This window comes from Methylobacterium sp. A54F, from assembly GCF_053346035.1.
On sequence record NZ_JBKFBF010000001.1, the window covers coordinates 493,601 to 507,036 of the forward strand.

General features: G+C 75.7%; 18 protein-coding genes. 4 read left to right on the top strand and 14 right to left on the bottom strand.

Going from position 1 to position 13,436, the window contains the following annotated elements:
• The 7 genes from ACLBXP_RS02435 to ACLBXP_RS02465 are packed head-to-tail and all read right to left on the bottom strand — an operon-like array spanning position 1 to position 3,041.
• Positions 1-573, bottom strand: a complete 573-nt coding sequence (locus tag ACLBXP_RS02435) for a phage tail tape measure protein (RefSeq protein ID WP_447665958.1) — start codon at positions 571-573, stop codon at positions 1-3.
• Positions 574-589: 16 nt separating this feature from the next.
• Complete coding sequence (locus ACLBXP_RS02440) at positions 590-832, bottom strand: phage tail assembly chaperone (RefSeq protein WP_447666208.1); 243 nt, start codon at positions 830-832, stop codon at positions 590-592.
• A complete protein-coding gene (locus tag ACLBXP_RS02445; protein ID WP_447665959.1) occupies positions 829-1,200 on the bottom strand; it encodes a gene transfer agent family protein in 372 nt (123 codons plus the stop codon). The genes ACLBXP_RS02440 and ACLBXP_RS02445 overlap by 4 nt, the downstream gene beginning before the upstream one ends.
• A 34-nt stretch (positions 1,201-1,234) precedes the next feature.
• Positions 1,235-1,645, bottom strand: a complete 411-nt coding sequence (locus ACLBXP_RS02450) for a phage major tail protein, TP901-1 family (protein ID WP_447665961.1) — start codon at positions 1,643-1,645, stop codon at positions 1,235-1,237.
• A 25-nt stretch (positions 1,646-1,670) separates the two neighbouring features.
• Positions 1,671-2,060: a DUF3168 domain-containing protein gene (locus tag ACLBXP_RS02455; RefSeq protein ID WP_447666209.1), complete on the bottom strand. Its 390-nt coding sequence runs from the start codon at positions 2,058-2,060 to the stop codon at positions 1,671-1,673.
• A 29-nt stretch (positions 2,061-2,089) separates the two neighbouring features.
• Positions 2,090-2,455, bottom strand: a complete 366-nt coding sequence (locus tag ACLBXP_RS02460) for a head-tail adaptor protein (protein ID WP_447665963.1) — start codon at positions 2,453-2,455, stop codon at positions 2,090-2,092.
• 22 nt (positions 2,456-2,477) lie between these two features.
• Positions 2,478-3,041, bottom strand: coding sequence for a head-tail connector protein (locus ACLBXP_RS02465; RefSeq protein ID WP_447665964.1), 564 nt, complete (start codon positions 3,039-3,041; stop codon positions 2,478-2,480).
• Positions 3,042-3,084: 43 nt separating this feature from the next.
• On the opposite strand from ACLBXP_RS02465, the gene ACLBXP_RS02470 reads away from it, so the two are divergent.
• From ACLBXP_RS02470 to ACLBXP_RS02480, 3 genes are all read left to right on the top strand, one after another.
• On the top strand, positions 3,085-3,846 hold the full coding sequence (locus ACLBXP_RS02470) for a S1 family peptidase (RefSeq protein ID WP_447665965.1): 762 nt from the start codon (positions 3,085-3,087) through the stop codon (positions 3,844-3,846).
• Between the two features lie 152 nt (positions 3,847-3,998).
• Positions 3,999-4,901 carry a S1 family peptidase gene (locus ACLBXP_RS02475; RefSeq protein ID WP_447666210.1) on the top strand — a complete coding sequence of 301 codons (903 nt, stop codon included), beginning with the start codon at positions 3,999-4,001 and terminating at the stop codon, positions 4,899-4,901.
• A 128-nt stretch (positions 4,902-5,029) separates the two neighbouring features.
• Positions 5,030-5,266, top strand: coding sequence for a DUF6894 family protein (locus tag ACLBXP_RS02480; RefSeq protein ID WP_447665966.1), 237 nt, complete (start codon positions 5,030-5,032; stop codon positions 5,264-5,266).
• A gap of 193 nt (positions 5,267-5,459) precedes the next feature.
• On the opposite strand, the gene ACLBXP_RS02485 is transcribed toward ACLBXP_RS02480, so the two are convergent.
• From ACLBXP_RS02485 to ACLBXP_RS02515, 7 genes are all read right to left on the bottom strand, one after another.
• A complete protein-coding gene (locus ACLBXP_RS02485) occupies positions 5,460-5,705 on the bottom strand; it encodes a hypothetical protein (RefSeq protein ID WP_447665967.1) in 246 nt (81 codons plus the stop codon).
• An 11-nt stretch (positions 5,706-5,716) separates the two neighbouring features.
• On the bottom strand, positions 5,717-6,796 hold the full coding sequence (locus ACLBXP_RS02490; RefSeq protein WP_447665968.1) for a hypothetical protein: 1,080 nt from the start codon (positions 6,794-6,796) through the stop codon (positions 5,717-5,719).
• 164 nt (positions 6,797-6,960) lie between these two features.
• Complete coding sequence (locus ACLBXP_RS02495; RefSeq protein WP_447665969.1) at positions 6,961-8,223, bottom strand: phage major capsid protein; 1,263 nt, start codon at positions 8,221-8,223, stop codon at positions 6,961-6,963.
• Positions 8,220-8,759 (bottom strand): HK97 family phage prohead protease, encoded by a 540-nt coding sequence (locus tag ACLBXP_RS02500; RefSeq protein ID WP_447665970.1) that lies wholly within the window; start codon positions 8,757-8,759, stop codon positions 8,220-8,222. Before ACLBXP_RS02500 ends, ACLBXP_RS02495 begins: the two co-directional genes overlap by 4 nt.
• A complete protein-coding gene (locus ACLBXP_RS02505) occupies positions 8,759-9,928 on the bottom strand; it encodes a phage portal protein (protein WP_447665971.1) in 1,170 nt (389 codons plus the stop codon). The genes ACLBXP_RS02500 and ACLBXP_RS02505 overlap by 1 nt, the downstream gene beginning before the upstream one ends.
• Before the next feature lie 218 nt (positions 9,929-10,146).
• Positions 10,147-11,451, bottom strand: a complete 1,305-nt coding sequence (locus tag ACLBXP_RS02510; protein WP_447665973.1) for a DNA-packaging protein — start codon at positions 11,449-11,451, stop codon at positions 10,147-10,149.
• Positions 11,369-12,103: a hypothetical protein gene (locus tag ACLBXP_RS02515; protein WP_447665974.1), complete on the bottom strand. Its 735-nt coding sequence runs from the start codon at positions 12,101-12,103 to the stop codon at positions 11,369-11,371. Before ACLBXP_RS02515 ends, ACLBXP_RS02510 begins: the two co-directional genes overlap by 83 nt.
• A gap of 235 nt (positions 12,104-12,338) precedes the next feature.
• Here ACLBXP_RS02515 and ACLBXP_RS02520 point away from each other — a divergent pair, with 235 nt between their 5' ends.
• Complete coding sequence (locus ACLBXP_RS02520; RefSeq protein WP_447665975.1) at positions 12,339-13,379, top strand: sensor histidine kinase; 1,041 nt, start codon at positions 12,339-12,341, stop codon at positions 13,377-13,379.
• The last annotated feature ends 57 nt before the right edge of the window (positions 13,380-13,436 follow it).

Below are 13,436 nucleotides of genomic sequence, written 5' to 3' on the forward strand. Positions count from 1 at the left end.
TCACAGCGCCCGCTGGCCGCGGGCGACCGCGCGGGCGAGGCCGGCGGCGACCTGCGCCTCGGAGCGGCGGAAGCCCGCCACGTCCGGCGTCGCGATGTTGACGGTGACGGAGACCGGCCGGCCCGGGCTGCCCGCCGCCACGCCGAGGCGCCCGTCCTGGCCCCGCCGCAGGGGCAGGATCGCCTCGGGGCCGGCCTCGCCCATCAGGCCGGTGCCCCCGCGCATCGGGAAGTAAGTCGGCGCGGCGACGATCCCGCCCTCCGCGAAGGGCCGCACCCGGCCCCCGGCCACGACGCCGCCGCGCGCGAAGGCCGCGCTCTCGGCACTGGCGCCGATCAGGCTGTTGACGAGGCTCGTGACGCCGGTGCGCACCGGGCTCAGCGCCGCCCGGGTCGCCGCGCTGGCGAGGCGGGTGCCGAGCTGGGCCAGCACCCCGTCGAGCTGCCGCCCGGCCCCGAGGTTGCGGGTGAGCGCCGTCGAGAGGCTGTTGCCGAAGCTCTTCGCGAGGCGGTCGAGGGTGTCGAGCTGGCGGATGCGGGCCGCGGTGTCGCGCTCGGTCTCGGTCTCGGCCATGGCTCTCTGCCTCTCGTCAGTCGGGGTCGGGGTGGGCGGCGAGGAGCCGCGCGAGGTCGGCCCCGGTCGGGGCCGCCCAGGTCTGCGGTGCCCAGGTCCGCGGCGCGCCGGTCGATGTCCCGGCGGCGGCGATCAGCTCGCGGGGCGTCGCCGCCCAGAAGTCGCGCGGGCGCCAGCCGAGGCGGTGGAGCCCCAGGTGCAGCGCCGCATCCCACGGGAAGGCGGGGGCAGGCCCCGGCGCGTCCCCGCCCGTGGTCAGCGAGGGCCCGCGGGTGCCTCGCCGCGATCAGGCGTTTCGGCCTCGGCCCGTCCGGCCTCGGCCGGCCCGAAGGCCGCCACCAGCGCCCGCTCCAGGGCGAGCGCCACGGCCGCGAGGCCGCCCGCCAGGGGCAGGCGCGCCACGGCTGCGTCGTCGAGGTCGTGGCCGCCCCCGCGGAGCGCCGCGCCGAGGAGCGCGATCAGGTCCCGGCTCGCGAGCCGGCCGCCCGCGAAGCGCGCGCCGAGGCCGGAGAGGTCGTCGGCGCCGCAGGCCGCCTCCAGCTCGGCCAGCGCCCCGAGCGTCAGGCACAGGGTGTAGCGGCGGCCGCCGAGGTCGAGCGGCACCTCGCCGCGGCGCAGGTTGGGCATGGCGGCGCTCCGCAGGGAATGGGTGGTCGGTGGGTCAGGTCGCCGTGAAGCTCAGCGGCCCGGCCGAGTCGAGGCTGATGTCGAAGGTGACCTCGCCGGCATGGTCGCCCCGGTACTCGAGGCTCGTGACCTGGAACGGCCCCTCGATGATCCCGAAGGACGGCACCACGATCTGGTAGGTCTCGATGGCGCCGTCGAAGAAGACCTGGCGCAGGCGCAGGTCCGACGCCTCGTCGCGGAACACGCCGGAGCCGGAGAGGCCGGCGCGGCGCACGCCCGCCCCGGCCAGGAGCTCGCGCCAGCGCCCCGCCGAGTCGGCGTTCGTGACGTCGACGGCCTCGGCGTTCAGGGCGATCTGGCGGGCGCGCAGGCCCGCCACCGCCACGAAGCCGCCGGCGCCGTTGCCGGCCCTGATGAGGAGGTCCTTGCCCTTCTGCGCTGCCATGGCGGTCTCCGGTCCGGGATGGGGGTCAGGCCGCCTCGGTGACGGCTTCGAGGGTGAGGGTGCTGCGGGCCTCGCCGGTGCGCTCGTCGCGGGCGGCGCTGAGCGCCCGCACGCGGAGCGTCACCACGGCGTGCCCGGCGGGCGCGAGGTTCGCGTCCGTGATCAGGCGGGCCATGCGCTCGGCGGCGTCGAGCCCCGTGCGGGCGGAGCCTGCCCGGGCGAAGACCACGAGCTGCAGGGTGTGGGCGTGGCGCGCCGCCCCGTCGACGGAGGCGTCGCGCACCTCGGCGTCGCCGAACAGGGCGTAGACCGGCACGGAGCCGCGGGGCGGCTCGTCGTGGAGGCGGAAGGCCCCGCCCATCAGGGCGGCCAGCGTCGCGTCGGTGGCGAGGTAGGCCAGGAGGGCCGCCCGCATCGCGAGGAGCGGCGTCGGGGGGAGCGGGCTCACGAGGCGGCCTCCGCGAGTTCCTCGACCTCGCAGACGAGGTCGCGCCCGCGCTCCGCCGGGTCGCCGACCGACCGGATCGTGAAGCGGCGCGGGCCCGCCGCGAGGCGCATCTCGGGGGCGAGGCCCGGGCGCGCCCGCAGGGTGATGCGGTGGGTGGCGACGCTGTCGCTGCGGCCGCCGCGGCTGCGCTCCGCCTGGCCGAGGGGTTCGATCGCCCCCCAGACCAGCGGCCCGGCCACGTAGCGGCGCAGGCGCCCGCCGAAGCCGTCGGGCTCGTCCACCGGCCGTTCGAGCACGAAGCGCCGCCGCCGCGCCCCGAGGGCGAGGCGCGCGAGGGGAGTGGGTGAGAGGAACTGGCGCATCGGGGCTCCGGGTCTCGGGCGGCTACAGGCGCAGCCAGCGGTAGGGCGATGCCAGCGCGGCGATGTCGGGGGGCAGCACCGGGCCGGCCTCGTCGCCGCGATGCTCGAACCAGGCGGCGGCGAGCCGCCGGACGGCCAGCGCCAGCGGCGGCGGCAGGGGCGGCCCGTCCCCGCCGAAGCCGGCCCGCAGCTCGATCGCGAGGCCGCCCGGGCCGGCCCGCGCCACCGCGTCGAGGTGGAGGGCCGGGGCCTCCAGCGGGTCTGGGCCTGCGGCGACGAGGCCGGGCGGGAATGCTGCGAGCGTGCCGTCCGCCGCGAGGGCGCCGGCCCGCGCCACGGCGACCAGCGGGCTGAGCGGCAGGGCGAGGCGCCCGTCCCGCGGGCGCTCGGGAAGCCAGAGCCGGAAGGTGCCCGGCGCGAGGATGCGCCGCGTCTCGGCCTCCAGGCGCGCCCGCGCCGCCGCGATCAGGCTGCCGATCAGCGCGTCCTCGGCGCCGCCGTCGTCGGGGTCGAGGCGCAGGTAGGCCCGCATCTCGGCGAGGCTCACCGGCTCGACGGTGGCGCCGTCCACGCGTATCGGGGTCATCGCTCGGATCTCCGGTGAGCACGAAGTCAGGATCGGACCGTCGATGGGACGCACCAGCCCGCCCCGCCCGCGCGCGGCCCGCGCGACCGCCCGCGCCGCCGCGCTCGGCGCCGCGCTGGCGGCCCTGTCGGGGGCGCCCGCCTCGGCCGTGGTGGGGGGCCGCGAGGCGCCGGAGGCGGCCTCCGCCAGCGTGATGGTGCTGACCTCGAACGGCGGCGTCTGCACCGGCGTCGTGGTGGCCCGTGACGCGGTGCTCACCGCCGGCCACTGCGTCGCCGGCATCACCCAGAACCGCGTCCACTTCCGCGATGCCGGGGACCAGCCCGTGCTGATGGACCTCGCCGAGCGCCGCGTGCATCCGGGCTACGTGGCCGATGCGGTGCGGGGCCGGACGCGCTCGATCGACCTCGCCCTGCTGCGTACCCGCGAGCCGCTGCCGGCGCGGTTCACGGCGGCGACGCTCAGCCCCGCCATGCCGCGGGCGGGCGCGGACCTGATCCTCGGCGGCTACGGCGCCACGGACCTGCGCGACCGCCGCTCGCTGGGGCGCTTCCGCGTCGCGGCGCTGCCCGTGGTGGAACCCTACGGGCAGAGCCGCATCCTGGTCTGGCTGCAGGGCGCCCGCGCCGGCGGCTGCCAGGGGGATTCCGGCGGCCCGATCTCGGAGGGCGGGGCGGTGGTCGCCCTCGCGGCCTGGGTGAAGGACGCCTGCGGCGGCCTCACGCAGGGCATCCTGCTCGGCCCGCAGCGCGACTGGATCGACCGCACCCTCGGGGACTGGCAGCGCAGCGCCGCCTGGAACTGAGCCGCGCGGACGGGACGCGGCGCCCGATCCCGAGGCACGGCGGAACCACAGCTTGGCCGGTCGATTGGGTTAGGCTAGGCTCGAAGGGCCTCTGACAAGCTTGAACCCGGATGCGGGAGAGACGAGTGATGGTCGCGACCCCGTTCCGCACGATGTTCCGCCGGTCCGGGCGCGGGTTTCCGGGCGGGACCGCGGGCCTTCGGCGCGCGGCGATCGCCCTCGGCGCGGTCGCGGCCGGCCTCGCCGCGGCGCCCGCGCAGGCCGTGATCAACGGCCAGGTCGCGCGCGACCCGAACGGGGCGCGCAGCTTCACGGTGCGCATCGAGAGCACCCAGGGCGAGATCTGCTCCGGCACCCTGATCGCCCCCGACATCGTCCTCACCGCCGCCCATTGCGTGATGCACCAGGCCGGCTACAGCGTGATCGCGGTGGACCGCGGCTTCCGGCAGGTGCGCATCCCGGCGGCCGCCGCCTCGATGCATCCGGACTTCGTGCCCGGCACCACCCCGGAGGACCAGCCCGGCATCGACCTCGCCCTGATCAAGCTCGCCCAGCCCCTCGGCGGCGACTTCATGCCCCTCGACGCCCGGGGCGGGGGCGGCATCGCCAACGGCGAGAGCGTGGACATCGCGGGCTTCGGGGTCGTTGCCGAGAACCGGCGCAACACCGCCCGCACGCTCCGCCAGGCGCACCTCGTCTCGATCGGCTCCCTCCAGGTCGCCAACCGGGTGACGGTGGTGACGGACCGCCAGCGCCTCGCCGAGACGGCGGGGGCGGGCGCCTGCCTCGGCGATTCCGGCGGGCCGATCCTGCGCGGCGGCCCCGGCGGCTACCAGATCATCGGCGTCGTCAGCTGGTCCAGCGGCGCGCTCCAGCAGAACGGCCGGCGGCGCACCGCCTGCGGCGGCTTCACGGCCGTGACGCCGGTGGCCGAGCACGCGGGCTGGATCGCCACCCGTGCGGCCGAGCTCAACCGCATGCAGGTCGGCGAGGCGCTGCCGCAGGGCCGCGGCAACCGGACCGACTGGATGGCCCGCTCCGCCCGCCGCCGGTGATTCCGCGGCGACGAACCGCCCCGGACGTCACGCCGCGCGGCGAGGAAGCGCATCCGGCACGTCGTCAACCTTGACGGCGCTCTGCTATGGTCGTGGGAGGCAGTCCCACGTTGATTCGGCCCACCCCCATGCCCCGGTACTTCATCGACCTTCACGACGGGTCTGAGCTGGCTCGCGACGAGACCGGCTTCGAGCTGCCCGACCGCGCCGCGGCCCGCGACAAGGCCACGCGCATCATGTCGCGCATCGCCCGCGACTTCCTGCCCGACGTCGACCGCCAGGACTACGTGGCGGCGGTGCGCGACTCCAAGGGCGCCGTGCTGTTCCGCCTGCGCATGTCCCTCGTGATCGAAACCGGCGAGTAGCCGTCACGGAACCGTCAGGCGCCTCCGCTAGGGGGGCGCCGATGACCGCTCTCGAGAACCTGATCGGCGACGCCCGCCGGCGCCGCTCCTACAACCGCATGGTCCTGATCATCGTCACGACGATGGGCGCCGTGGGCGTCGCGGCCGGCCTGATGCGCTGAGGCGAGGAGTCGCGACGGCCGGTCCGGGGGCCTCAGTAGGCCTCCACCGGCCCCGTGACCTCCACGTCGACGTCGAAGTTGCGGAACTGCTTCGGCAATCCGCGGGCGGCGTCGGGATCCTCGACGAACACCTTCATGGTCCAGCGATCGCCGGTCCTGTTGACCCCGAGGCCGACGGCCCGGCCCGGGCGGCCGCGTGCGTATTGCGACACGAACTCGGCCTTCGCGGCCTGCGCGTCCGCCTGTGAGGCGAGCAGCTTCGCGCGGCGATCATCCATGACCGAATCCCTCAGGGGCCAGTATAGATATCAACATCCAACGCATTCAGAACCGACTGGATCGGGTTGGCAAAAGTGATGCCATGACCGTTCGGCCCACCCCGGGAAGTACCGGCAAAGAGGAGCCCCACCGCCTGCCCATCCTCCGTTAGGATGAGCGAGCCGCTGTCGCCCGCGCGGGAGAATGCGCCGTCTCGGCCCCCGATGGCAACCTGCCGGTCGAAGCGCATCAGCCGGATGCTGCCGCGATCGGGCATCTGGACGGTCACGTTTTCCACGTCGATCGCGATGACCGCCCCGTGCGTGCAGTCCGTCGTGCGGCCGACCTTCAGGACCGACAGGCCCGGCAGCAGCGGTGCCTCGATGCCGCCCGTCAGGGTGCAGACGTGCCGGCCGCCGTGATCGCTCACCTGCCCCGCCGCGCAGGCGGTTCCGTCGAGGACCGGCGCGAAGGCGCAGTCCAAAAGGTTGATGGCGCCGGCGCCGAACCCGATCGGCACGAAGCGGTCGAGCTGCGCGGCATGGTTCGCCGCGTGGTGCAGATGGCCGCCATCGGCGGCGCCGGGCTGAAGGATGATGTCCCCGCAGGCCCCCGCATTCGCGAGCGCGAGGACGTGGTTGTTCGACAGGATGCCGACTTGGCCGCCGGTCCGGCATCGCACGAAGCAGCCGAGGGTCCCGGCCGTCGTGAGGTGATGGCCGACCGAGCTGCCGATGCGCAGGGGACGGCACCGGGCACGCCCGCCCCGCGCCTTGATCCGGCCGGTGACGATCACCCGGACCTCGTTCGGCCCCACGATGTCGAGGGCGCGTTCCACGACCGGGTGATGGCGCAGCCGTGCCTGCTGCACGAACAGGCCCAGCGCGCGCTCGCCCTCTCCGTCCCCCACGATCCCGACCGCGATCAGGTCGCGGGGGTCGGGCTCCCCGGTCTGCCGGGCCGCCTCGATCGCATCGAAGGCCTCCGAACCCGGCAGGGCCATGAACAGGGGCGGCGCGTCATCGGCGAGGGCCACCATGGGGACTTCCCCGAAGCGGAAGGCGCGCAGGAACACCTCGGCCTTCGCATTCTCTGCCCCGTCCAAGTCCATGCCGCATCACCCCCGCGTCAACCCAGGCGGTTAAATCACCTTCAAGTTAACAAATGAAGGGTTGTTCCCGCGGATAACTACCTCAGGTGTGATTACAGCCTGCGTTGTGACCTTTCCTCGACAGTTGCGGCCCTCCGCCACGCCTGGATGGAGGGCCGCGGCCCTCAGGCGAACTTCACGAGCTTGATCGCCTCGTGGTCCTGCACGCCGCCGCCGACGCGCTTCGTGGTGTAGAACAGCACGTAGGGCTTGGCGGAGTAGGGGTCGCGCAGCACCCGGAGCCCCGTGCGGTCGACCACCAGGTAGCCGCGGCGGAAGTCGCCGAAGGCCACCGAGAGGGAGCCCGCGGCCGCGTCCGGCATCGCCTCGGCCTCGGTGACGGGGAAGCCCATCAGGGTCGCGGGCCGGTCGGCGGTGAGCGGCGGCTGCCAGAGGTAGTTGCCGTCCGCGTCCTTGAACTTGCGGATGGTGCTCTGCAGGCGCCGGTTCATCACGAAGCCGGCGTTCTGGCGGTAGGCGGCGCGCAGCCCGAAGACGAGGTCGTAGAGGAGGTCGCAGGGGCTCTGGGCCGGGAAGGCGCCGGCCGTCCCGGTGGCGACGAAGCCGATCTTGCCCGGCACCCAGGCGGCGTTCGCCACCGTGTCGTAGCTCAGGAAGCCCTTCGGGCGGCTCACGCCGTTGCCGGTCACGAAGGCTACGCCCTCCTGCTCGGCGAAGGCGGTCTCGACCTCGTCGGCGAGCCAGGCGTCGACGTCGACGACGGCGTCGTCGAGGAGCGTCTGCGTGGCGGCCGGCATGGCGTAGAGCTCCATCGCCGGGAAGGCGAGCTCGGACAGGGCCGGTCCCGCGGTCTCGGGGCGCGGGGCGGCCTCGGCCACCCAGCCGGCGACCGGCGCCCCCGTCGCCACCGCCCGCTTGTACTGGCCGCCCGAGATCGCCCGGACGCTCGCGAGCGCGCGGATCGGCGAGAGGGTGGCGAGGCGGCGCAGCACCTCGCGCTCGATGGTCTGGGGCACGAGGTAGCCGCCGTCGGGGCCGGAGCCAGCCTGCAGGGCCTTGGCCTCCAGGCCCTTGAGCCCGGCGCTCTCGCCGGCCCGCACGTAGAGGTCGAAGGCCGCCTTGTGCTCCGCGGCGAGCGGGTCGCGGGCGGGCTCCGGCCCGGCGAGCGGGGGCCGGGCGCGGTCGAGGGCGATGCGGTCGAGCCGCCCGCGCGCCGCGTCGAGGGCGGCGTCGATGCGGGCGAGCTTCTCCTCGGTCACCACGTCGGGGCCGAGCCGGCCCTCGATCTCGGCGAGGCGGCGGTCGTTCGTCGCCTTGAAGGCGTCGAAGGCGCGGCCGAACTCGTCGAGGGCGGCCTTCGCCTCGCCGGGAGCGCCGGCGGCCTTGTTCTCGAGGAGGAGCGTGTCGCGGGCGGTGTCAACGGTCATCGGGGCCTCTCGGGCTGGGACGGAAGGGGTGTGCGGAAGCGGCGCGCAGCGGACGGGGCGAGCCGGCGCGCCAGGGCGCGGAGCCCGGCCGCGAGGCCGTCCTCCGCATCGGCGTCGGGGCCGGCGTCCGGTCTCGCACCGGCGCGGGCGCCGGGCTGCAGCGGGAAGCTGACGAGGGAGATCTCCCAGAGGTCGACCGCCAGGAGGTGGCGCTGCCCGGCCCGGTCGGGGCGGGCGCTCAGGGTCCGGAAGCCGATCGAGAGCCCGTCGAGGCCGCCCCCGCGCATCAGCGCGTCGACCTCCCGGGCGCGCTGCACGGCGAGGTTGAGGCAGCCCTCGACGCGCAGGCCCCGCGCATCCTCGGCGAGGCCGATCCAGCGGCCGATCGGCTCGGCGGGGTCGTGCTGGAACAGCATCCGGACGCCGTGCGCCCCGCGCCGCCGCAGGGTCTCGGCGAAGGCCCCGCGGGCCACCACGTCGCGGCCGAGGTCGGGCACGCCGAAGAGGCTCGCGTAGCCGGTGAAGTGGCCGTCCATCAGGGGGCTCCCGGTTCGGGTGCGTAGCCGACCGCCTCGCGCTTCTCGGCGGGGCTCAGGAAATCCGCCGCGCCGACCCGCCGCCACAGGCTCTCGCGCTCGGGGGCGAGGGCCTCGATGGCGTCGAGGTCGGGCTCCAGGCTCGCGGGGCCGAAGGCGGGCTCCAGCCAGCGCGCCAGCGCGTCCGCCGTGCGGCGCACCAGCGGGATCACGGTCTGGCGGTAGAAGGCGCGGTTCGCCTCCGCGTAGTTCGCGTGGGTGTTGTCGCCGGGCAGGCCGAGGAGCAGCGGCGGCACCCCGAAGGCGAGGGCGATCTCGCGGGCGGCCGCCGCCTTGGCCTCCACGAAGTCCATGTCCCGCGGGGACAGGGCGAGGGGCTTCCAGTCGAGGCCGCCCTCCAGCAGGAGCGGGCGGCCCGCGTTGGCGGCGCCCTGGTAGCTCGCCTCGAGCTCGCCCTTGAGGCGGCCGAACTGCGCCTCGGTGAGCCCGGTCGTGCCGGCGAAGACCAGGGCGCCGGAGGGGCGCGCCGCGTTGTCGAGGAGCGCCTTGTTCCAGGCGCCCGCCGCGTTGTGCAGGTCGAGGGCCACCGCCGCGGCCTCCATCGGCGCCAGCCCGTAATGGTCGTCGCGGGGATGGAACAGGCGCAGGTGGAGGATCGGCGCCACGCCCTCGCCGCCCATGTCGTAGCGCAGGCGGCGCCCGCCGGCCTCGTAGACGTAGGCCGCGGGCCAGCCGTCCGGCCCCGGGACCACCCGCATCCGGTCGGGCCGGAGGGCCTGCAGCGCCCGCGGCACCCGGTCGAGGCAGATTGCCTCGACGTAGGCGTTGCCGGACACCATCAGGTGCCCGTAGAGGCCCTCCAGGAAGCCCGTCCCGCCCTCCCGGGGGTTCGGCCGCGCGAGCAGCGCGGCGAGCGGCCGGGCGGCCTCGGCGGTGGGCCCCGTGAGGGTCAGGGGCAGCGCGGCCGCGGCCTCGGCCACCATCCGCACGGCCCGGTGCACCACGGCGTTGCGCTCGAAGCCCTCGCGGGCGAGCGCCGCCCCGTCCCGGGCGGTCCAGACGGCGCGGCCCTCCCCGTAGAGGGCGAAGGCCGGCGGGGCGAGGGCGGCAGCCTTCGCGGCCGGCACGTAGCCGGCCGCCCGGGCGAGCCGGGCGATCAGGTGGGCCATGGGGGTCTCCGGAGGTGGGGCGTTCGCGGCGAGGCGGGGCCCGGCGCGCCGGGCGGGGCGGCCCGGGCCGCGCGGGGCGGGCCGCCGACCGGCCGCCACCAATCCGCACCCGCCGAACCGGCCCAGAGGGCGCTGGTCGGCCGGCAGGCGCGGACGGCCGGGTCAAGGATCCGGCGCCCCCGGCATCGCAAGCGGCGTACCGTGTGTCTTGTCGAGGTCTACAACCCGCGGATGCGCGGCTCGCGGCTGCCGAGGAGCAGGTGGGTGACCGCCCAGACCAGGGCGTCGAGGCGGTCCGGCGAGGCGCCGGCCGAGAGGCCGTCCGACCCGAAGTCGCAGAGCTCGTCCTCCAGGGCCGGGAAGGTGCCGGCGTGGCGCACGCGGCCCTGGCCGTAGAGCACCGAGACCGGCTCCGCCCGCAGGTACTTGCCCCGGGTGGCCCTGACCGCGGTGACGGGGACGGCCGGGTCGACCTCGGCGAGCACCGCCGCCGCCATCTCGCCGCCCTGGTTGGTCTCGACCACGAGGGCGTCCGCGGAGAGGCGGTGATAGAGGGCGAGGGCCGCCGAGGCCCAGGCCTGGGGGGCGGCGCGGGCGAGCGTCGCGTCGGCGAGCACGTAGGCGGTGCCCCCGAGGGCGCCGACCGCCACGATCCCGCAGGCATCCGCCCGCGCTCCCGAGGAGGCGGGCGGGTCCACCGCGACCACGATGCGGGCGAGCCCCGGCGGCGCGCCGTCGACCCGCGCGGCCTCCAGGGCGGCCCGGGTCCAGAGGGCGTCCGCCCGGTCCTCGATCAGCTCGCCGTCGAGCTCCTGCCGGCCGAGCCGCGTGCCGGCGTAGCGGCCGACCACCGCCTCCAGGAAGGCGGGGGCGAGGTTGCGGGCGTTGTCGGCGGTGCGCGCCCGGCTCACCACCGCCCGCGGGTCGGCGATCAGGCGGCGGATCAGCGGGATCGGCCGCGGCGTCGTGGTGACGAGGTTGCGCGGGTGCCGCCCGAGGCGGAGCCCGAACTGCAGCATGTCGTAGGCGGCCTCCGGCCGGCGCCACTTGGCGAGTTCGTCCGACCAGGCGGCGCCGAACTGGGGGCCGCGCAGGGAATCCGGCTCCTCCGCCGAGAAGGCCAGCGCCACCGCGCCGTTGCTCCACTCGACCCGCCGCCGGCTCGGCGACCAGTGCGGCCGGGCGCCCCGGCCGGGCAGGCCGAGGAGGCCGGAGGGCCCCTCGATCATCACGTCGCGCACGTCCGCGTAGGTCTCGCCCACCAGGGCGATGCGGCCCACGGCCTCCGTCGTGAAGGCGGGGTCCCCGAGGGCGAGCGCCCGCACCCACTCGGCCCCCGTGCGGGTCTTGCCGCAGCCGCGCCCGCCGATGACCGCCCAGGTGGTCCAGTCGGCGCGGGGGCAGGGGGGCAGCTGGTCGGCCCGCGCGAGATGCAGCCAGTCAGTCGCCAGCCCCGCGACGAGGCCCGGCGGCAGGCTCGCCAGGAAGTCCGGCAGGCGCCCGCTCGCCAGCGAACGCCGCATAGCGGTCCGCGATCGCCGCGCGCAGGGCCGGCAGGTCGGCCGGGTTCGCTCTAGGCTCGCGGGCATCTGGCTCGCGGGCATCTGGCTCGCGGGCATCTCCCCCGGCATCCGCGCCTCCCGCATCCATGGTCAGGTCGTCGAGGAGGCGCTTGAGGCCCCCGAGGTCGCGAAGCGCGCGTGCCGTGTCGAGCCCCGGCGGCGCCTCGGCGAGGCGGGCATCGCCCAGCGCCGCGTCGAACTGCGCGATCTGCTCGGCGACGAGCCGGCGCAGGCTCCTGCGCAGGCCGGCCGCGTCGATCTCGGGTGGGCACGGGGCTCGCCGGGCGGCGCGCCCGCGCGCGTCGGACAGGCTGCGCACCATCAGCGCGCGCCCCGCCGCCCGCGTCGGGCCCAGCACCTCGGCGAGGTCGCCTGGATCGACGGAGGGGTTCCGGTAGAGGCGGGCCAGGGCCGCCCGGCGCCGCGCCGTCAGCTCCCCTTCGACACTGCCCTTGCGGAGCCGCCAGCGGTGGGTCCGGTTCCAGGAGGAGATGACGCTGCGCGAGACGCCCGTCGTCCGCGCGATGGCGCGCACGCTGCGGCTCGTGTCGCGCATCAGCGCCGCGACCGCCGCAACCGTCTCGGGCGGGACGGGCTGGAAAGCTCCGCGCATCGCCAGGCCCCGCCGTCTCGTCACACTTCTTGAGCGTTCCTGTTTTGTACTCCAGGAGCGTCGCGCTGTCAACCACGAAAATCCTAAGACCGGCAAATCATCCCTTAACCCATGTTGTGCGCTCTTGCATTCCGGCACCCTGCCCGGACCGCTCGGAACGGGGTTCCGCCCGGCACGTTGACCGGCGCTTGCAATGCGCACATCAGCCTGGAGTGACGGGCGAATCGGGAGCACCATGGCCGCGGACACAGCCTCGAACGGATCGCATCCGGGCCGGGACGAAGTCGACGCCGCGTTCCGGCGCTTCTCCGACTTCGTGCCGCTGATGATGTGGCGTGCCGACCCGGCCGGGCAGGCCGTGCACCACAACGAGTGCTGGCTCGACTTCACCGGCCGCAGCGCCGCAGCGGAGATCGGCGAGGGCTGGCGCGAGGGGCTCCACCCGGACGACTTCGACCGCCACGCCGCCCTGGTCGCGGATGCCTTCGCGCGGCGCGAGCCGTTCACCGTCGAGTACCGCCTGCGCCGGCACGACGGGGCCTATCGCTGGCTCCTCGACACCGGGCGGCCCCTCACCGAGCAGGGCGTGTTCCACGGCTTTCTCGGCTCCTGCTTCGACATCACCGACCGCAAGCGGGCGGAGGAGCACATCGAGCGGGCGCTCGCCGAGAAGGAGACCCTGCTGGCTGAGGTGTATCACCGGGTCCGCAACAACCTCCAGGTGATGGTGAGCCTGATCGGGCTCTACGGCCGCGCCGCGCCGCAGCCCTGCCGCGGCAGCTTCGAGGCGCTGGGCCAGCGGGTGCGGGCGATCGCCCTGGTGCAGCAGCACCTGCACGAGGCCCCCCACATCGCCTCGATCGACCTGCGCGACTACCTGTTCCGCCTCGCCTCCGGCCTCGGCCAGCTGCGGCGGGCCGGGCGCATCAGCGTCCAGGTGGGGGGTGCGGGCAGCGCGCTCGTGGAGCCGCGCACCGCCAACGCGCTGGGCATGATCGTCGCCGAGATCGTGGCCGAGTGCCTCGACGCCACCCCCGAGAGCGTCTCCTGCGGCATCCGCGTCGACATCCAGGCCGCCCCGGGCTCGCCGGTGCGCCTCCGCGTGGTCTCCGAAGCCTCGGACGGGACCGACACCGACCGGCCCGACGTGCCCAAGCTCGGGCCCCGCCTCATCGCGGCCTACGCGGCCCAGGCCGAGATCGCGGCCTTCGGCACCGCCCGGGCCGACGACCCGCTGGAGCTGCAGCTTCCCGAGACGCGGACCGGCGCGGCCTGAGCCGGGGCCGCCGTGGCACCAGGGCTCCGGGCTCGGCTCGACGCCGGGCCACAGCCG